The 20,961-nt window shown below is 37.0% G+C and carries 16 protein-coding genes; 8 read left to right on the top strand and 8 right to left on the bottom strand.

The window, feature by feature from the left end:
• Positions 1–175: 175 nt before the first annotated feature.
• The 4 genes from NSQ40_RS06745 to NSQ40_RS06730 all read right to left on the bottom strand — a co-directional run bounded on the left by NSQ40_RS06745 (position 176) and on the right by NSQ40_RS06730 (position 2,635).
• On the bottom strand, positions 176–1,579 hold the full coding sequence (locus NSQ40_RS06745) for a 3D domain-containing protein (RefSeq protein WP_341286081.1): 1,404 nt from the start codon (positions 1,577–1,579) through the stop codon (positions 176–178).
• Between the two features lie 220 nt (positions 1,580–1,799).
• On the bottom strand, positions 1,800–1,985 hold the full coding sequence (locus NSQ40_RS06740) for a DUF3976 domain-containing protein (protein WP_006094007.1): 186 nt from the start codon (positions 1,983–1,985) through the stop codon (positions 1,800–1,802).
• A 46-nt stretch (positions 1,986–2,031) separates the two neighbouring features.
• Positions 2,032–2,409, bottom strand: a complete 378-nt coding sequence (locus NSQ40_RS06735) for a permease (RefSeq protein ID WP_341286080.1) — start codon at positions 2,407–2,409, stop codon at positions 2,032–2,034.
• A gap of 19 nt (positions 2,410–2,428) precedes the next feature.
• Positions 2,429–2,635, bottom strand: coding sequence for a helix-turn-helix transcriptional regulator (locus tag NSQ40_RS06730; protein ID WP_098101378.1), 207 nt, complete (start codon positions 2,633–2,635; stop codon positions 2,429–2,431).
• An 881-nt stretch (positions 2,636–3,516) separates the two neighbouring features.
• Between NSQ40_RS06730 and NSQ40_RS06725 the strand changes: the two genes are divergently transcribed.
• The 6 genes from NSQ40_RS06725 to NSQ40_RS06700 all read left to right on the top strand — a co-directional run bounded on the left by NSQ40_RS06725 (position 3,517) and on the right by NSQ40_RS06700 (position 14,325).
• On the top strand, positions 3,517–6,402 hold the full coding sequence (locus NSQ40_RS06725) for a 2-oxoglutarate dehydrogenase E1 component (RefSeq protein WP_098715872.1): 2,886 nt from the start codon (positions 3,517–3,519) through the stop codon (positions 6,400–6,402).
• Positions 6,403–6,558: 156 nt separating this feature from the next.
• Entirely contained in the window at positions 6,559–7,803 is a 1,245-nt protein-coding gene (gene odhB, locus NSQ40_RS06720; RefSeq protein ID WP_006094002.1) for a 2-oxoglutarate dehydrogenase complex dihydrolipoyllysine-residue succinyltransferase, read from the top strand.
• Between the two features lie 357 nt (positions 7,804–8,160).
• Positions 8,161–10,080, top strand: a complete 1,920-nt coding sequence (locus NSQ40_RS06715; RefSeq protein WP_097787001.1) for a putative thiazole-containing bacteriocin maturation protein — start codon at positions 8,161–8,163, stop codon at positions 10,078–10,080.
• Positions 10,080–12,029, top strand: a complete 1,950-nt coding sequence (locus tag NSQ40_RS06710) for a TOMM precursor leader peptide-binding protein (protein ID WP_341286079.1) — start codon at positions 10,080–10,082, stop codon at positions 12,027–12,029. The genes NSQ40_RS06715 and NSQ40_RS06710 overlap by 1 nt, the downstream gene beginning before the upstream one ends.
• A 22-nt stretch (positions 12,030–12,051) precedes the next feature.
• The gene (locus tag NSQ40_RS06705; RefSeq protein WP_258248200.1) at positions 12,052–13,617 is read left to right on the top strand and encodes a SagB family peptide dehydrogenase; all 1,566 of its coding nucleotides are present in this window, start codon (positions 12,052–12,054) and stop codon (positions 13,615–13,617) included.
• Between the two features lie 117 nt (positions 13,618–13,734).
• The gene (locus NSQ40_RS06700; protein WP_258248199.1) at positions 13,735–14,325 is read left to right on the top strand and encodes a class I SAM-dependent methyltransferase; all 591 of its coding nucleotides are present in this window, start codon (positions 13,735–13,737) and stop codon (positions 14,323–14,325) included.
• A 349-nt stretch (positions 14,326–14,674) separates the two neighbouring features.
• Here NSQ40_RS06700 and NSQ40_RS06695 read toward each other — a convergent pair whose 3' ends face one another.
• On the bottom strand, positions 14,675–15,085 hold the full coding sequence (locus NSQ40_RS06695) for a DUF3908 family protein (RefSeq protein ID WP_003203224.1): 411 nt from the start codon (positions 15,083–15,085) through the stop codon (positions 14,675–14,677).
• Between the two features lie 186 nt (positions 15,086–15,271).
• Positions 15,272–16,606 (bottom strand): FAD-dependent oxidoreductase, encoded by a 1,335-nt coding sequence (locus tag NSQ40_RS06690; RefSeq protein ID WP_258248198.1) that lies wholly within the window; start codon positions 16,604–16,606, stop codon positions 15,272–15,274.
• A 451-nt stretch (positions 16,607–17,057) separates the two neighbouring features.
• On the opposite strand from NSQ40_RS06690, the gene NSQ40_RS06685 reads away from it, so the two are divergent.
• Entirely contained in the window at positions 17,058–17,489 is a 432-nt protein-coding gene (locus NSQ40_RS06685; RefSeq protein ID WP_033798126.1) for a hypothetical protein, read from the top strand.
• A 326-nt stretch (positions 17,490–17,815) separates the two neighbouring features.
• Here the strand turns inward: NSQ40_RS06685 and NSQ40_RS06680 are convergent, their stop codons facing one another.
• Together NSQ40_RS06680 and NSQ40_RS06675 are read right to left on the bottom strand one after the other, a co-directional pair.
• The gene (locus NSQ40_RS06680; protein WP_033798127.1) at positions 17,816–19,075 is read right to left on the bottom strand and encodes a TcaA 3rd/4th domain-containing protein; all 1,260 of its coding nucleotides are present in this window, start codon (positions 19,073–19,075) and stop codon (positions 17,816–17,818) included.
• A 19-nt stretch (positions 19,076–19,094) separates the two neighbouring features.
• Entirely contained in the window at positions 19,095–19,895 is an 801-nt protein-coding gene (locus NSQ40_RS06675) for a zinc ribbon domain-containing protein (protein ID WP_258248197.1), read from the bottom strand.
• A 182-nt stretch (positions 19,896–20,077) separates the two neighbouring features.
• Between NSQ40_RS06675 and NSQ40_RS06670 the strand changes: the two genes are divergently transcribed.
• The gene (locus NSQ40_RS06670; RefSeq protein WP_041488701.1) at positions 20,078–20,911 is read left to right on the top strand and encodes a hypothetical protein; all 834 of its coding nucleotides are present in this window, start codon (positions 20,078–20,080) and stop codon (positions 20,909–20,911) included.
• Positions 20,912–20,961 lie beyond the last annotated feature (50 nt).

Below are 20,961 nucleotides of genomic sequence, written 5' to 3'. Positions count from 1 at the left end.
GCACATATTTCGAAGAAGCCTGATTTTCTTATGACTTTACAAATAGAGAATTTGGTGCGTCAACACTAAACAAAACAGCTTCTTCAAGTCTTCGCTTGAAAAAGCTGTTTCTAATAAAAACATATTACTATAGTAATAATGATTTTTTACAATATGTACATTAACTACAATGACTTTAAGGTAATACATATACCTTTACTGTTCTAACTCCCCAGTTCCAAACTCCCTGCTTTGAAGGTATAAATACGTCTATTTTATTCCCTTTAATAGCTCCACCAGTATCCCTAGCTCCAGCTGGTCCATATCCCTCTACATATACATTCGAGCCAAGTGGAATAACTGAAGTATCCACAGCAATCACTTTTAAATTTGGATTAGCAGTTAAATCATCTCCCATACTCGTATAAACATGTTCACCGGGCTTTGCACCATTTTCTGCTGGGTCGTTTGAGTATGCTGTTGATCTAACCGTTAGCTCACGCGTATTTCCTATCCATTTTCCACTATCTTTGAAATAATTCATTTTTTCGTCAATCTTATTCCAACCTGTTTTCATCGTTCCACCGGCTGCTTCGTCTAAGTAATACCAACTACTCCATTCTTTCAACCAGCCTGTTTTCATCGCTCCACCAGCTACCGCATCCAAGTAATACCAATTCACTCCGTATTTCAACCAACCTGTTTTCATTGCTCCGCTGGCTGCCGCATCCAAGTAGTACCAACTACCACCTGTTTTCAACCAACCTGTCTTCATTGCCCCGCTAACTGCTTCATCCAAGTAATACCAATTTTCTCCGTATTTCAACCAGCCTGTCTTCATTGCCCCACTAGCTGATTCATCCAAGTAATACCAATTTTCTCCGTATTTCAACCAACCTGTTTTCATCGCTCCGCTGGCTGCCGCATCCAAGTAGTACCAACTACCACCTGTTTTCAACCAGCCTGTCTTCATTGCCCCGCTAGCTACTTCATCCAAGTAATACCAATTTTCTCCGTATTTCAACCAATCTGTTTTCATCGCTCCGCCAGCTGCCGCATCTAAGTAATACCAATTCACTCCGTATTTCAACCAACCTGTTTTCATCACTCCGCCAGCTGCTTCATCTAAGTAATACCAATTCGTTCCTTCTTTCAACCAACCTGTTTTCATCGCTCCGCTGGTTGCTTCATCTAAGTAATACCAATTCGTTCCTTCTTTCAACCAACCTGTTTTCATCGCTCCGCTGGTTGCTTCATCTAAGTAATACCAATTCGTTCCTTCTTTCAACCAACCTGTTTTCATCGCTCCGCTGGCTGCTTCATCTAGGTAATACCAATTCGTTCCTTCTTTCAACCAACCTGTTTTCATCGCTCCGCCAGCTGCTTCATCTAAGTAATACCAATTCGTTCCTTCTTTCAACCAACCTGTTTTTTTACTACCATTTTCATAATAAAACCATTCACCATTTTCTAATTTCCATCCAGCTTGTTGAGTAGAATCTTGCGTTATGTTATTTGATGTTTCTGCTAAACTAGCAATCGGTTGGAAACCGAAGCCCAGAACCATAGCTAAAGAAAGTGCTGTAATTTGTTTTTTCATAAATTCATTCCTTTTTCCTAAATTTGACCATTGACTAAATTGTCATACTATGTATAAGTATAATTGTTTCTAAGATAAGAATAAGAGTAGTAACAAAAATGTAATAAAAATAAAACAGAATGAAATCCAGATGCAAACTTATTGCATACTGGACTTGATTCTGTTTTATTCCTGCTATCTTCTACCTCTTTTACTAGCTTATAAAACAGGGTTTTTCTATTTATAATTTCTTACTCACCAATACCACCAACACAATAATCCCCACAAACATCGCCACTAAACATCCAATCAGTTTATAAAAACCTCTCTTTGTCAGCGTATTATCTTTCGTAATATCTTTGCGAACGAAGAAATACATGAATAGCATTAAAATAATACTTATACCAAACGCATAAAGAAATTGCATTTTTTCTCCTTCCTATATGTAAGACCTATAATTCATTATTTTCCACTTAATATCTTTTAGATAAAACAACAAACGAAATAAAAACCGTACTAATTGTTAAAGCAGCTAACATATTAAGTAATTCTCCAGCTGTCAATATAATGATTTCTAAATGTAACCCAATTGAAAAAATAATGAAATATATCAATAATGCAAAGAAAGAATAAAACATCCCTTTTTGACGGATTAACTTCATCCTTTCGTCTTTCTCTTTAAATTGTGGGTGAAGATAACTTAAACAAAAGCACATAATCATCATCGATGCTAATGTATAAGTCGGAGTTGGCGGCGCAGAATGTGTCGTAATCCCTGCCAATATCATGAATCCACTCATAATTAAAAAAAACATTCCAATAATCAAAAAGTACTTCTGTGAATAATTCATTAATATTCCCCCTTCTCTATCATTCCCGTTCTTTCCCTTCATAAATAAATACATTCTCAATGATTGTCTGAAATGTTTTCGCAATTTCGAATGCTAAAGGAAGTGATGGATCATATTTTCCTTTTTCAATTGAAATAATCGTCTGTCTAGAAACACCAAGTTTTTCGGCTAACTTCTCTTGAGACAGTCCCATTTTTTTTCTGTATTCTACCATTTTGTTTTCCAAGGAAAATCCCCCCTCCTCCTTGAACAGAGTATAAATGTAAAGCAACCTTTACGTCAAGTATCATTTACATTATTTACATAACTTTTCCAATCCTTCTTACTCCCGCCTTTTCTTTTTGATCACGACTATTGTCATAACTAAAATGGAATCCTATAGAGAGCGAACATCACGATATGTTCCATCTCTAACATATAGTTAACTTTATTTGTATAGATGGTTTTCGTTATATTTATCCCTCTATAATGAGAAAAATTAATATTGTTATCTGCACTTTATCTTTTTAAAATATTACATTTTTTCTCCTATACGAATGAAGCTGGCTACCCTTTTTAAGCTATTTTCTGCTATATTTGCAAAAACTAACGATTTATGAACCATTTTCAAATCATAATCATCACTTACAAGCAAATTTTTCTTTTTTCCTTTCAATATTTAACACTATTGAAATAAAGTTAACGATAAATTCATAATTTTTTATTTTTTATACTATATCCTGTTATATTGTTGTATAATATTCTTGAAAGCGCTTATTATTTTAATATACATAAATCAAACCATATTTTAACGAAACATTCTTACAATTCATTTTATATTTTCATATGGAAGATTTCGTTCCAAGTGCGGATGTACCAGATGAAATCACCTATTTTTTCCTTAAAATTACTTTATAACATGAAAGATTAACTTGGGTGATAAGTAATTGTGAATGTTTTTTTACAAAACGGATAAGTAATAATGTTTGGTATTATGTAAATTATCGTAATAACATAAGAGTAAAGATAACATTTACATTCATTACTGGTTGATCAATTATGAAAAGAGCAAAATGCATTCTTTCGCATTATGAAAGAAGGATTACATGCATTGGGAGGTTTAAACAAATGACGAGGAAGAATACAACGACAAACCCTTGGGCCAAATTCCATGGTCCGAACCTTGGCTATGTTATTGAACAGTATGATCGTTACGTGACAGGAGAAGGTTCTGTTGATCCGGAATTACAAGAGCTTTTTGAAACTTTTGGAGCTCCTCCATTCCAAGCAGATGTCGTAACAGGGGACAACAAGGAAACAAATTTTTCTCCTCAAAACACAGGAAACATTGAAAAAATTCTTAAAGTCGTTCAACTTGTTGAGCATATCCGTTCATTCGGTCATACATCGGCTCATATTAATCCAATGGAAGAGCCTGCTGATGGACAATCTCTCATCGAGAAAGCAATGAATGAATTGAGCGATGCAGATTTGAAAGCGATTCCAGCTAAAACAGTATGGGCAGATGCACCAAATGATGTTCACACAGCTTTTGATGTAATTAATAGATTAAAAGATGTTTACACAAAATCTTTAGCCTATGAATTCTCGCATATACAAGATAGTGAAGAACGCACGTGGTTGCATCAAATGGTGGAATCAAATTCCCTGCGTCAACCATTAACAAATAAAAAACGAACTGCTCTCTTAAAACGCTTAACAGCTGTTGAAGGTTTCGAGCAATTTTTGCATAAAACATTCGTTGGCCAAAAACGTTTCTCCATCGAAGGCGTTGATATGCTTGTACCTGTACTAGATGAAATTATTTTAGAAGGTGCTAAAGGCGGCGTAAACGATGTCATGATTGGTATGGCTCACCGCGGTCGTCTAAGCGTACTCGCTCATGTATTAGAAAAACCATATAGTCACATGTTCGCAGAATTCAAACATGCAACTATTGAGTCTGATAAATCACAAGATGTAATAAATAGTAGTGTCGGCTGGACTGGCGATGTGAAATACCATTTAGGTAGAGAACAAGTTGTCGGATCTGAAGAAGCTAGCACACGCGTTACATTAGCAAATAACCCAAGTCACCTTGAGTTTGTTAACCCAGTTGTTGAAGGTTATGCACGTGCTGCTCAAGAAGATCGTAAACAAGCTGGTTATCCTGAACAAGACGTTTCAAAATCATTCGTAATTTTAGTTCATGGTGATGCTGCATTCCCTGGGCAAGGTATTGTATCTGAAACATTGAACTTAAGCAGATTGAATGCATACCAAACTGGTGGAACAATTCATGTTATCGCGAATAACGCAATCGGCTTTACGACTGATAGCTATGATTCTCGTTCTACGAAATATTCAAGTGATCTTGCGAAAGGATTCGATATTCCAATCGTTCACGTGAATGCTGATGATCCTGAAGCTTGTCTTGCTGCTGCTAACCTTGCAATTCAATATCGTATGCTGTTCAAAAAAGACTTCTTAATCGATTTAATCGGTTACCGTCGTTACGGTCATAACGAAATGGATGATCCAGCAGTTACGCAACCACAAGTTTATAAAAAAATTAAAAACCATCCAACTGTAAGAGCTTTATATGCAAGCCAATTAGAAGCTGCAGGCGTTCTAAATGCAGATGAGGTTGAAACAATTACTCAGTTTATACAAGAAGAGTTGAAAGCTGAATATGCACAAGTACCACCAGCAGATACAAGTGACGCAGCAATTCACGTTAAAGTTCCAGACGTTGTTGCGAAAGGAATTCAGCCGATTGATACTGGTCTTCCACTTGAAACACTTCGCGCAATTAACGAAGGGCTTTTAACTTGGCCAGAAGGCTTTAACGTATATCCGAAAGTGAAGAAGATTCTTGAGCGCCGTAAAGATGCTCTTGAAGAGAACGGTAAAATTGAATGGGCACTTGCTGAATCTTTAGCATTCGCTTCTATTTTACAAGAAGGTACGCCAATTCGTTTAACTGGTCAAGATTCACAGCGTGGTACGTTCGCACACCGTCATATCGTACTGCATGATACAGAAACAAACGAAACATATTCACCATTACATCGCCTGCCGAATATACGCGCATCGTTCTCTGTTCATAACAGTCCGTTATCAGAAGCTGCTGTTGTCGGCTATGAATACGGTTATAATGTATTCGCTCCAGAAACTTTAGTTATGTGGGAAGCACAATACGGTGATTTCTCAAATACTGCGCAAGCATTATTTGATCAATATGTTTCATCAGGAAGAGCAAAATGGGGACAAAAATCAGGTCTAGTTCTTCTTTTACCTCATGGTTATGAAGGTCAAGGACCAGAGCACTCTAGTGCACGTCCAGAGCGTTTCTTACAACTAGCTGCAGAAAATAACTGGACTGTTGCAAACTTAACAAGCGCGGCACAATACTTCCATATCTTGCGCCGTCAAGCATCAATCCTTGGTACAGAAGCTGTTCGTCCATTAGTAATCATGACACCAAAAAGCTTATTGCGTCACCCACTTACAGCTTCATCAGGTGGCCAGTTAAGTGAAGGACGTTTCCAACCTGCGTTAGAGCAAGAAAACCTTGGCATAAAACCAAACAAAGTAAAACGTCTTGTCTTAACAACTGGTAAAATGGCAATTGATTTAGCGGCAGAGATTGAATCCGGGAAACATGAGTACAATTTAGATGAAGTTCATATTGTTCGTATTGAGCAATTGTACCCATTCCCTGCTGAAAAAGTTCAATCTATTATGAAACGCTTTAAAAACTTAGAAGAAATTATTTGGGTACAAGAAGAACCACGAAACATGGGTGCATGGCATTACATGGCTCCAATTCTGTTTGAACTTGCTGGCGATAAATTAAAAACAGGCTACATTGGACGCCCAGACCGTTCAAGTCCTTCAGGTGGCGATCCACATGCACACCGAGCAGAACAAGAACTTATCGTTGCACACGCATTAGATACAAAGTATAACTTTCGTCAAGATAAACAAGAAATAGAAGTTTATAGCAACTAAAAACGAAAGTGATTTGCTCTAGCTCATGCGGGCAGAGTTCCTTACACCCGAGAACGTAAAGAATTTCTGCCCAATCAAGCTGGAAACTTTGAGATTACCGAAGAAAAAAGAAGACAAAACACACACCGTTAGGCAAATAAGGGGAGGACATTTAAAATGATCGAAATTAAAGTACCTGAGCTTGCAGAATCTATTTCAGAAGGAACTATCTCACAATGGCTTATCAATGTAGGCGACAAAGTTGAGAAAGGTGGCAGCGTTGTTGAGCTTGAAACGGATAAAGTCAATGTTGAAATCATTGCAGAAGATTCAGGTATTGTATCACAACTACTAGGAGAGCCTGGAGATACAGTTGAAGTTGGCGACATCATTGCAATTTTAGATGCAAACGGCGCTGCAGTAAGTACACCTGCTCCAGCAGCAGCTCCAGAACAACCAAAACAAGAAGTTACTGAAGCACCAAAAGCTGAGGCTCCAAAAACAGCTTTACAAGGTCTTCCAAATACAGATCGCCCTATCGCATCACCTGCTGCTAGAAAAATGGCACGTGAATTAGGAATCGACTTAAATGAAGTACGCAGCACTGATCCACTTGGCCGTGTAAGACCACACGATGTACAAGCACATGCTGCTGCACCAAAAGCAGAGCCAAAACAAGAAAAAACAAGTCCAAAACCAGCTGCAAAAACTGAATTTGAAAAACCAGTTGAGCGCGTAAAAATGTCCCGCCGCCGTCAAACAATTGCAAAACGTCTTGTAGAAGTTCAGCAAACATCTGCAATGTTAACAACATTTAACGAAGTTGATATGACTGCAATCATGGAATTACGTAAAGAACGTAAAGATTCATTCGAGAAAAAACATGATGTTCGTCTTGGCTTTATGTCATTCTTCACAAAAGCAGTTGTTGCAGCATTGAAACAATTCCCATTGTTAAATGCTGAAATCCAAGGTGACGAGCTTATCATTAAAAAATTCTATGATATCGGAATCGCTGTAGCAGCTCCAGATGGATTAGTTGTTCCAGTTGTACGCGATGCAAACCAATTGAACTTTGCTGAAATCGAAAGCGAAATTCGTGAACTAGGTAAAAAAGCACGCGATAACAAACTTACATTAAAAGAACTACAAGGTGGTACATTTACAATTACAAACGGTGGTGTGTTCGGCTCCCTTATGTCAACACCAATCCTAAACAGCCCACAAGTAGGTATTCTTGGAATGCATAAAATTCAAGTAAGACCAGTTGCAATCGATGCAGAACGTATGGAAAACCGTCCGATGATGTACATTGCTCTATCTTACGACCACCGCATCGTCGATGGTAAAGAAGCAGTTAGCTTCCTTGTTGCTGTTAAAGAGATGCTTGAAGATCCAAAATCATTATTATTAGAAGGTTGATAGGCTTTCTAAATCATACTGGCTACATGAAAGAATCGATTGATTCTTTCATGTAGCTTTTTTTATATAAATTAAAAACCGGACATAAACCCTTTCTTTTTAGGGGGAAGAGAGCATCCAGCCATGCATAGAAGCGATCAGATCCCCTTCCTGCCCCATGACAACAAATGAAAACAAGTAGCGATCCCCTTTTCTTCTTCGTAGCAGCGACTTATATATCGAAAAATCAAAATGAGTTTATATATTACACGGATACGCTAAAATACTAATAATCTTTTAGAACTCATAAAGGACAACTCACAATACATACACTGATAACGTATGTCTAGAACAAATTTACTGATAAGGAGGAACACAATGAGTACTCTCACAGCTTCCACAAAGCTAAAAATGAACAAGGATACCTTTTTCCTCCCCGACTCAAACGGGGGTGTCTATTTTCGAAACAACTCCAGTTCATTCCGAATGCAAGGTAATGGTATCTATGAATGGATTGAAAAATTAATGCCTATGTTTAATGGAGAACATACTTTGGAAGAACTAACAAGCGGACTCCCCCTCCCTTATCAAAATAGAGTTTTTGAACTTGGAGAACTTTTGCACGAAAATGGTTTTGTACGTGATGTAAGTCAAGATTCCCCTCACCAGTTAGAGGATGCCTTACTTGAGAGATACGCATCGCAAATCGATTTTTTAGAGACTTCCTCTCATTCAGGTGCCTTGAAATTTCAAATGTATCGACAAGCGAAGGTCTTAGCAATTGGATCTGGCTCTATTTTCACTTCATTAGTTTATTCTTTACTTGAATCTGGTTTACCTGAGTTTCACTGTCTTATTACCGACTCTACCGCAACAAATCGCTCTCGATTAATTGAGATTGTACAAAAAGCCCATGATGCTGATCAAAATGTACTTGTTCAAGAAATAGATACAACGATAGATCGTTCCTTGCAGGAAATTTTTCAACATTTTGATTGGATTCTATATGTATCTCAAAATGGAAATATTGAAAAATTAAGAGCGATCCACGCGATTTGTAGAGAAGAAAAGAAAAACTTTCTTCCTGCTTTATGTTTGGAGCAAGTAGGCTTAGCTGGTCCTGTCATTACTACAGAATCTGAAGAATGCTGGGAATCTGCATGGCGACGCGTACATGAGACTGCCCTTCAAAAAGATCAACTATTAGAGCCTTTCTCTCCAATCGCTGGGGCTATGTTAGCAAACATTATCGTTTTTGAGTTATTCAAAAATATTACAGGCGCTTCAAATAGAGAGCAAAATAAACAATTCTTTTTACTAAATTTTGAAACGCTAGAAGGCAGCTGGCACACTTTCATCAAACACCCACTTATAACAACCAAAAACTTTACAATAGAAACGATACAAGACATTGATGAAACTCTCAAAAGACATTCAAACCAAAGCCCTTCGAATGAACTTTTTCGCTTTTTTGACCAATTAACCTCAAACAAATCTGGAATTTTTCACATATGGGATGAACAAGACCTAAAACAATTACCGTTATCTCAGTGCTATGCTCAAGTTCCGAATCCATTATCAGAAGGACCTACTAGGCTCCTGCCTACCATAATTTGCGGCGGATTGACTCATGATGAAGCACGCCGCGAAGCAGGTCTAACCGGAATTGAAACATATGTAACTCAAATGGTTCATTTCATTATTCCTGAACAAGATGAATTCATTGGAATTGGGGCTGGGGAAACAATGTTAGAGGGCGTGTACCGTGCACTACAAAATCATTTAACACACACATTACAAATGAGGCAGTTGACCAAAACAGAAGAAATTACACAACTACAATTAACAGAGATTCACGACAAACACTGCCAATTTTATTTACGTGCACTCTCCGCGATACATGGGGAACCAATGGTAGGAATTGGTGAAGATGTGCTAGGTTTTCCTGTGGTTTGGATCGGTGTACACAACCAGTGGTACGGTAGTACTGACTTAAATATAACATTAGCACTAAGAAATGCATTACAACAAGTACTACTTCATGTCCAAAATCAAGAAGTTCCCTATAAATCCAATATATTATTGGACTCCTCTATCCTTTTACACAGTGCAGAATCGTTTAGGGTTGAAATACAAAAAGAAGAAGAAATGCCACAATTAGAATCCTTGCAATTAGCCTTACAAAATTTAAAAGAGCATAAACTTCATCCCTTCGTCCTCGACCTAGCAATTGAACCCTTTTTAAAAGAAGGATTAGGCGGTGTAGTTGGTGTGGTAATCAAAGAGGAGGTAGAATGATGAATCGAAAAATATTAATCATAGGAGATGGCATACTAGCAGACTATGTAAATCAACAATTATCCGCTCACTATCCAATTATTCATCAACATACACTTGAAGAAAAACTCCCAGAAAATATCTATCTTGCTCTCGTATTACACGATGGTTCTCCTCCCTCTATACATCATGAAGCTGAAGAAATATTTCGCTTCGCTAACATTCCATGGCTTCGGGGCTTTACTTCATTTGGTGAGGGTATCATTGGTCCTTATGTTAGACCCGATAAGGCAGGGTGCTCCCATTGTGCTGATGCACGGCGTTTCATAGCTGGCTTTGACCAAAAAGAAATGTGGGAGCTACAGCGGAAATATTCCTTAAAAACAGATGATGCCATACAGCGAGATGTATGTGCAACGCAAACTGGGTTACTACAAATGTGTCAGCTTATTCATGCTGAAACAGAGAAGATAGTAACAAAAGGGCATACCTCTTTAGCTGAAGAACTAGTTTTACTTAACATGCAAACCTTTCAATGTTCACGCCATTCATTTCTTCCTGATCCTCTATGCCCAATGTGTAGCACATTACCTGATGACACTGCAGCGGATGCCTACATTTCACTCCAGTCAAGTTTTAAAACTGGCAATGAAAGTTATCGTTGTCGTTCTATTGAAGATTTAAATACATTTTTGACTAAAGATTATTTAGATTATCGGACTGGACTTTTAAATGGGAAAATGCAGCATTCCTTATTACCATTTGCTGATGTTATTGTAAATATGCCGTTACTTTTAGGAAATGAAGGAGTTGCAGGCCGAACACATTCATTCAGGGCGAGCGAAGCAACTGCTATTTTAGAAGGGTTAGAGAGATATTGTGGAATGACCCCTCGCGGGAAACGGACAAATGTTCATGGTAGCTACCGAGAGTTAGAAGATACAGCCATCAATCCTCTCACAATCGGTGTACATACAGATGAACATTATAAAAAAACAGATTTCCCATTTAAACCGTTTGATCCTGATTATCCTCAAGACTGGGTATGGGGGTATTCTTTATCACAAAATCGTCCCATCTTAGTTCCAGAATCGATTGCATATTATAGCCTAGGACACAGGGACGCTTTTGTTTATGAAACTTCAAACGGCTGTGCAATTGGAGGTAGTTTAGAAGAAGCGATTTTCCATGGCATTTTAGAAATAGTCGAACGCGATGCTTTCTTGCTAACTTGGTATGCACAATTACCACTTCCCCGCCTTGATCTAGCTTCTGCGGACGATGTGGAATTACAATTGATGATTGAACGAATGCGCACGATCACAGGCTATGATTTACATGTTTTTGATGCAACGATGGAGCATGGTATTCCAAGTATATGGGCAATTGCAAAAAACACAAAAAAAGATGGAATGAATCTCGTCTGTGCAGGTGGTGCCCACATGGAACCAATGCGAGCTGTTAAAAATGCTATCCATGAATTAGCAGGTATGTTACTTACAATGGATGAAAAATTTGAAGCAAGTAAACAAAAATACGAACAATGTTTACGGGATCCCTATCTTGTCACCCAAATGGATGATCATAGTATGGTATATGGTTTACCAGAAGCCGAAGAACGCCTTCAATTTTTATTGAATGACAATCGGTCTGTACAAACATTTCAACAAATGAATCAGTTAAGATCTATCGATAGGGATCTAACTTCGGATCTTCGCCATCTTTTAGATCGACTACATCACTCAGGCCTTGAAGTCATCGTCATTGACCAAACTGTTCCTCTCATACGAAAGAACGGATTATATTGTGTGAAAGTACTAATTCCTGGTATGTTGCCAATGACATTTGGACATCAACTTACTCGCACAACAGGACTACAAAGAGTACTTACCGTACCACTGGAACTTGGATATACCAATGAGCCACTTACATTTGAACAACTTAATCCACATCCTCATCCGTTTCCATAAGTCACAATAAGGAGGTAGATTGATGCAACTAGAAACATTTCTACACAATTTGCATTTTTCCATTGATGAAATCATGCCCCAAGACAAGGAAATTAACTGGGCTGATGCCCCCCTTCCCTATAAACTATACCGTAATCTACCTGTCATTCCTCTTTCTCTAGAGGTACCGCTAACATTGCGAAATCAAAATTTGTCTAAAGAACCTACTCTCGAGCAAATCGGACATTGTCTCTGGTATACATTTGGCCTAACTCAATTGTGCCAGCCTTCCCTCGGCTTAGAAGAACAAAATACAACAAATATATACCGAAGATTTATTCCTTCTGGAGGAGCTCTATATCCAAATGAATTATATTTGTATTTAAAAATGAATCATTGTCCACAGGGAATCTATCATTATGACGCAGCACATCATCGTCTCGTATTACTACGTGAAGGAAATTTTGACTCTTATCTCACGGAGGCACTTGGAAATCGCTGCAATCTATCTGCTTGTTTTGGCACCGCCTTTGTATCAACAATGTTTTGGAAAAATTTCTTTAAATATAATAACTTTTCCTACCGTCTCCAAGGTCTAGATACTGGTGTCCTCATCGGCCAATTACTAGAAGTCTCTAAACAATTCGGCTATACATCTGGTGTATATTTTCAATTTCTTGATAGAGCCATTAATCATTTACTCGGACTATCGGAGCAAGAAGAAAGTGTGTATGCAGTTATCCCATTATCTAACCAACCTGCAGAAGAATGGTTTCATCCAAATAATACAGGCGCAAACGTTACTTCTTATGAACTCTCACAGCAGCTTCCCGTTTTAGAGCATGAACACTTTGTTCGCTCAAAGAACTTTACTGATCACCCTCTAATAACAACAATGAATACAGCATCTATGCTAGATTCAACTGAACAATTTCGAACTGTGACAGAAGAGGCAACTGTTCCACATCACACACAAACTTTGACACTCCCCAGAGTAGAGCGATTATCATACGATTTCGCAACAGCTTGTCAAAAACGTTATTCACCTGATTTAGATTTTGTCTTAAGGAAAATAAGCGATACGCAACTAGCTACTTTACTTCAAGAAGCAACTCTTTCCTTTCCTTATCAAAATGATTTAGACGGAACACATATAAAGACAAAATCACGTGTCTCACTATACGGATGCTTTTATAACGTAGACGGTTTGCCAAATGGTGCCTATTCCTACGACAGTAATGCTCATACATTAGAAAAAATTCAATTAGGAGATCTCCGCTATCCTTTACAATCCGGTATGACAATGGACAATGTAAATCTCTTTCAAGTACCACTCTGTTTACATGTAATAGGAAATAAAGATTATTTAAAAAACGATTTAGGTTATAGAGGATATCGAATTCAACAAATGGAAGCTGGAATGCTCGTCCAAAAACTCGTCTTAGCAGCCTCAGCTATGGATATGGGAGGTCACCCGCTCTTAGGATTTGATGCAAACTTATGTGACAAACTGTATGAAACTGATACAAAAAGAAAAACGACCCTTATTCAAATTCCAGTTGGTCCCTATCGCCATCGCACTTGGTTAAAAGGATATTTGCATAGCTAAAAACACGCCCTGCGCTCAGTACACTGTGCTAGCAAAGGGCGTGTTTTTGAAGGGATTTTAATTACCTAAATCGAATATACAAATTTAGGTAATTTATATATAAAAGGAGCGATAAGGTTGCGTGTATTACAAAAATTAATTGAACAGGCTAAAAATCCTAGAGGTTCTATCGGTTCTTCCATGCTTTGTATTATGAATACTGTACATACAAGATTAACAAATTGGGCTTTGCAAAAAACACATATACATAAAGATGCAGTCATACTAGAAATTGGATGTGGTGGCGGTAAAACGATACATACCCTTTCCAAAATGACTCCCTCTGGAAAAGTATACGGGATTGATTACTCAGAAAAAGCAGTTGAAAATTCAATAAAATCCAATATAAAAGATGTAAAAAATGAAAAGGTTGTTATTCGTAAGGCAAGCGTATCTTCTATTCCTTATCATAATGATTTTTTTGATCTCATCACTGCCTTTCAAACCCATTATTTTTGGCCTGATTTACAAAATGATATACAAGAAGTTTTCCGTGTATTAAAACCGAATGGTTCCTTTATGATTGTCGCTGAAACCTTTAAGATCAATTATCATATGAAAAACTTTAAAACTACCGAAGAATTAGTAACTCTTTTTAAAGAAACTGGTTTTCACCATATAAAATGTTACGAAGAAAAAGGATGCCTTTGTATAGTGGGGAACAAATAATATAAAGTGAAACTTTAATCAGCCCTCACCAATCGGGCTTTTACGAGCAGCCCGACCCCTACCTAACTTCTTTGCTCTTGCTAAATTTTTGGATGAGGGTCTTACTGCCCGTTAATACGGGATAAAAAAGCAGACCTTTTATATAAATCCATTTTGATTTTTCAACATGTAAATTGCTGCTACGAAGAACAAAAGGTACCTTACACTCGCTTTCTCCCTCTGTTTTCACTTGGCATAGGGCAGGAAAAGGATTTGACCGCTTCTATGCATGGCTGGATGCTCTCTCCTACCTAAAAAGAAGGGGTTTTGTCGTTTTTAATTTGGATTTATATAAGACCTGCTTTCACTACTAAATTACTTTAAAGATACTCTTAATCTGTCTTGCAAACAACCAATTCTTCGTTCCGCAGTTATCATTTAAACTATCTAGCATAATAGAATTCCCATTAGAGAACTTCAACTCTAATGTTGTATTTTTATCATTTGTTTTTAGGCTTATATCTGTAATATTCTCATACTTTAATTTTTCAACTTTAATATACTCTTCTTGCACCTGACCAATGACAACATGATCTTGGAAAAAGAAGAACACTTCCGCTTTTTTTCCAAAGCAAAATACATTTTTCGGGTAAATTAATGTAGCGTTATCAATCGCAATGCATAGTTCCTTTATTTCTTGGACAATTTCTCCAAAGTCCTCCTCATGTCTTGCGTTTGACTCTGCAATCCACTCTTCTACTGTTCTCATATTTATTGCCATTTCTTATCCTCCATCATCATTCATTACTAGCTTGTTTCTATCGTATTTTTATGTATGTAAAAAATAAATACTATATGAAAATATAATAGATACGTACTACATTTTTCAAGGACAAATATGATTTTATATATCTTTTTTATAATTCTGTGTTTTCAAAATAAAAAAATAGCACTTCTATAAGAAGTACTATTCCGCTCGCCGCGCTGCTTGTTGAACTGGATCCCAAACACTGTTATATGGTGGTGCATAACTTAAATCGACATCTTCTAAATCATGAATGCTCATTTTATGAAAGAGCGCCATTGCAATAACATCGATTCGTTTATCCACGCCTTCTTCTCCGATCACTTGTCCGCCTAATAGTTGTTTTGTATCAGAACGATACACTAATTTCACATAAAGCGGCGTTGCATTTGGATAATAGCCAGCCATACTGGTTGCATCTACTTTCACCGTTTTATATGGTATTTTCAATCCGCTTGCTTCTTTTTCACTTAAACCCGTTCTCGCTAAAGTGAGTCTCATAAATTTAATAATGCTCGTACCGAGAGTGCCTTTAAATGCTCTTCGTTTATCAACCATATTCAATCCTGCAAGACGCCCTTGCTTATTTGCAGTTGTACCGATTGGAATATGATCATGCGTTTCTTTTATGATGTGATAATGCGTTGCACAATCTCCTGCTGCATAGATATCTTCCACATTCGTTTGCATATAAGCATTTACTTCTATAGCCCCTTTTTTGTTCGTGCGAATCGTTGTTCCGTTAACAAACTCTGTGTTTGGCTGCACGCCAACTGATACTAGAACGAGATCCGTTTTATACGTTCCTTTATCCGTTTCAACAAATTCAACTTTCTCTTTCCCCTTAAATGCTTTTACATTTTCATTTGTTAAAATTTCAATATTATATTTTGCTGCTTCTTCATGTATATATGCTGCCATATCGGCATCATATATTGTGCCAATATGTTCATTTCGCTCAATCATTCGCACCTTTTTCCCAAGCTCTACAAATGTTTCAGCCATTTCAAGACCAATTGCCCCGCCGCCAATAATGGTTACTTGCTCAACATTCTGTTCCTGTAACGTCTCCAATATTCTATGGGCATCCGGAATTGTTTTTAAAAGATGAACACCTTGCAGGTTGTTTCCTTCCCAGTCCGGCATAACAGGTCTAACTCCTGTCGCAATTAGTAAGCGATCATATTTATATTGAAATGCCTCGTTTTCACTTATATGTATACCATGCACAATTTTGTTTTCAGTATCAATTTTCGTTACTTCATGGTGTGTTTTCGCATCAATTCCATACTTATCACGAAATATGCTAATGTCTCGTGCAATTAATTTTTCAGTAGAAGTAATCACACCGCTAATAACGTACGGAAGTCCACACTGCGCATATGAATATATTTCACCTTTTTCTAACGTTACAACTTTTGCTTCTTTATCATTTCTAATAATTTGCATAGCCGCACTCATGCCAGCTGCATCTCCGCCAATGATTACATAGTTCACCAAATCACTCCTTTGTACAGTCTCTATCGTTTACATTCTCCAGATTCACTGTAAATAAATCCTTTTTTCTATAAGTAGCTTATACAAAGTATATGTTTTCTCCCTTTTGTTTATAAATGAAATCACTTCGTCCAAATATAATAACGCATACCTTTGTATATACATTTTGATTTTCCAACATATAAGTCGCGGCTATACATACAAAAAGAGCCTTGCACTCATTTTCTCCCTTTGTTTTCATATAGCATGGGACTCAAAAAGGACCTGACCACTTCTATGCTTGGCCGGATCCTCTCTCACACCTAAAAAGAATGGTTTTCTATCAGTTTTTCAATTTTTATTCATATATTTTTAAACATCCTTTGAACACTATAGGTAAAGTGTCGTGTCTCATAAACCTAATTATTAATATGCTATAACAATCGCAATGGAAAGTAGGTGAAAAGAATCAATGTGCAGTAATTTTCTTATCTCTACTCCTGCTGAACCCAAAGTTGTCCAACCACTGGAACAAGAATTCAGTATTAGTGCAACACTTTACGGTGCACAGGCTTGGTCGGCTGATAGCGATACCTTTTTTCAAGAAATTTGGAAATCTACCCTGTTTGCATCCACCTCTCAGCCTGACGATGCTGTCTATCCACTTGGTATTCTAAAGATTATCAACCTCTCTTACGACACAATAACAGTTGTAACATCAAAAAAATTAAACAGTAGACTGGAGATTACGGTTCCACCGAACTCGGAAGCCATACTTTCTTCCAGTTCTTTAGCCGATGTCCAGGCTAGTACAAGTGGCAGAGCAAGCAGAGTCAACTTTCTCTTTCATATCTTTTTTTCTCGCGAACCAGCTAGAGCCTCCCTCATGCCATTACAGAAATAACAAAAAGGTAATCTTGCCTTTAAATTCTTCTATATTTTTCAACCGGAATAATGTAATCATTACCATGACACATAAAAGGATTTGTTACATGAAATGCAAACACATAAAGTGAAACTTTAATCAGTGGGGTTTTCTTCCCCCCACTGATTATTAGCCCTCACCAATCGGGCTTTTACGGGTAGTTGGTCCCCCACCTATCTTCCTCGTTTCTCTCTAAATCTTGAGGTGGTGGTCTTACTGCGCGTTAATGCGGGATAAATAATAAAGGTACATCACCATTATCGTTGATGTACCTTTCATTTCTACAACATGAAAAGTGATAATGCCTACTCCTTTGACTTTATAAGCTCAGCATTATACGTCTCCACATCATTCAACTCTCCTGTATAATACGGATTTTCACGATACCACGACTGCTTTAAAAAGTATGATTGCATATCTTTCGTTTGAAAAACATGCCCATGCCGAGCATATATTTCATTTCTCGCGATCCGCAATTGTTCTTTTGTTAGGGACTGCAGCTCTACACTTGTTAACTTACGAATATGACTATCAGGAAAGAAAAATCCGTTATATACATATTTTGTTGTCACAGTTGATGGAGAAGAAGATGTTTCTTGTTTTTCAGGCCTCTTCTGAAACGAAAGTGTATAATATTGACTTGTCGATATATTTTCCACCTTTGTTTGTTCTTTTCCATTTGCACCTTCTTTTTCTAAATAAATAGAGACGCTTCCATCTGTAGCTACTGGTCCCCACTCAAATTCTTCCCCCACCAATGTCGTAATCGGTTTCTGGTTCGCATATAATGTTGCTCCCGCTACATTTGTTTGAATGGTAATGTAGTGACCTTTTAACGATAAGTCAACTGTTACATTATTTTGATTTTGTTTCATAAGTACAACCTTTTCTTCACGCGCTAGCTTCACATAATCATTTTTAAACTCTGATTGAAACGTTTGAATACCTGGGAAAAATGGTCCATATTGCTTTTCAAACATTTTATCAGTTGTCTTATCTAACTCTTTTTCATTTATTTTTAACAACGCATCTTTTTCATTCGTAAGGAGCGTTGCATAATAGGTTTTTGCTTTCAATTTATATCGATCAAATAGAAAGAGGTATTTTCCATCCTTCGTTAATACAAAATCGACTTTTTCTACATCATTTTGCTTCTTCTTTTGCTGTTGTATAGAAGCTTTTAAATCATTAACATAGGACGGATATTCTTTTATATACGAAAACAACGGTCTTACACTCTCTTTATCTACTACAAATTGTGGGTCATCTGTTGTAACAATATCAATGAATTTTTCCGTATCTCTGTCTTGTAAAATCGTAACCATTCTATCAATTTGTGCTTCTGCAGAATAATACTTTGTTCCATACAGGTATGCTCCGCCAAAACCGACAATAAAAAGAATCACAAGCCCAATCCATATCTTCTTCCCCTTGCTCATTTTCTTTCGTATCTGTGGTTCCTTTTCGTTCCCTACTCGCTGGTGCTCATCTCTTCTAGCCCCACACTTTTGACAAAATTGCACGCCATCCATTACCTGTGAACCGCATTTTGCACAAACGTTCATCCATTCATCCACCTTTTCATTAGAAGTTTGTTAAACCTCCAGTTAAGGTATCAAGTATTGTTTTTATATAGGACCAAAGCACAATCCAGCTCGCAATTGAAATCAAAATATTTGCGATAATAAGTGTATACACTGGATCTAATCCACCTCTGTCTAACTTTAATATTGAAACAATTGTGCAAATCGTCATCCCTGTTACAGCGAATCCTAAAAATAGTGGAGATAGGAAGCCTAACAAAAAGCTAAATAACAATGCAAGAATAAGTATAGCGACAACCGGTGTTGAAATTGTTCCCCATACCCCTAATGCTTCTAAAAAAGAAAAAGATGATTTCATGAGCCTTCCACTTACAAAAATTATACCCCCAACAAATAGAAATAAAATTAATAAAAATAAAAAGACCTTAGCTGATTCCCCCAAAAAAGAAGGCTGTTCTTCAGGTACAAATCCAGCCCTACTTATAATTCCAGTTGCAATTGATGCCGTTGCACTCATCAGCCGGTAAAACATACAAGCAAAAAAGAAACAAATAAGAACAAGACTTGTAATCCCATTCCTTACCTCAATATGTCCACTTTTCATAATTGATGAAGGAGCTTTCAATGCATTCTTAAAAAACTGAAAGTAATCACTTGCAAATTGCTTCGCTTGCTCTACCGTTTCATTCGAACGGTTTTCCTGTACAGGTGCTGGTTGGGACAACTGCTGTTCTCCCTGTTCTACATGATGCTCTACAACTTGCTCCATAAGTGAATGTCCACAATTACCACAGAATTTCGCTTCACTTGCATGCTCAGTTTTACACTCTGGACACATCATCCTACCATCTCCCTTGCATGTATCTTCTAAGCTGCTACAAATTCAATATATGTATAAGGACAGAAAACATGCCTACAAGAAAAAGCTATATATGCTATACATTTCCACCCTATCTATTCTAGTAATCTATTCACAAAGTGGTATGATAAACAGTAGTAAAATACATAGATTGGATGAAGAATATGGAACTAGCATACTCAATTTTTCATATATTCCTTACAAGCTTAATACAATTATTTTCATTACTTGGTGTTATCATTTTAGTTGGTTTTCTATTAGGATATTTAGAATCTCTTACACGAACGTATTGGACGAGGGCTTTTGGTAGAAAAGGCTTCCTTTTATCAGCTTGGATTGGTGTTCCTATTCATGAATTAGGACATGCGATTATGTGTGTCGTATTTAGGCATCAAATTGTGGCAATGCAGCTCTTTCCAACCAATACAAATAACGGTTATTTAGGTTATGTCAGGCATCAATATAATCAAAGAAGTATATATCAACGAATAGGAAATTTCTTCATCGGAATTGCTCCTATTTTCTCGGGAATGGCCGCCTTGATCCTTCTTATGTATTATTTCGTACCACAATCTTATTCGGTCTTTATACATGCTCTTGAAACAAATACTCAAACCGCTTCTATCAATATCGATATGTTACAAAATATTTTATTATCAGCCATTCTCTTATTAAAAAGTCTCTTTACAGTTAGCAACTTATTTAATCTTTTGTTTTGGCTTTTTCTTTTTATCGCGATTTGTATCTCTGCACATATTGCCTTGAGCAAGCCGGATATAGAAGGTTCATTAGACGGTGTAATTACTATATTTATCGTTCTTTTCCTCTTCAATGCAATAGCAGGTCTATTTCATTATGATAGTAATCAACTAATAGGGAATGTAGTGAAATATAATATGTATGTACTTGCTTTCTCTAGTATTGCCATACTATTTTCATGTATCGCTGTATGTATCAGCTTTATTTTCTACAAAATTAAAACAGCTAGCTCATTTTGATTTATGACATGTTGCACACTATAGAAAAAAGTACATCACTCCTATATTTT

It is taken from the genome of Bacillus sp. FSL K6-6038 (assembly GCF_038050455.1).
In the GTDB taxonomy this organism is placed as follows: Bacteria; Bacillota; Bacilli; order Bacillales; family Bacillaceae_G; genus Bacillus_A; species Bacillus_A pseudomycoides.
Note: the sequence above shows the minus strand (reverse complement) of the source record. Positions and strands in the feature narration are given on the sequence as shown.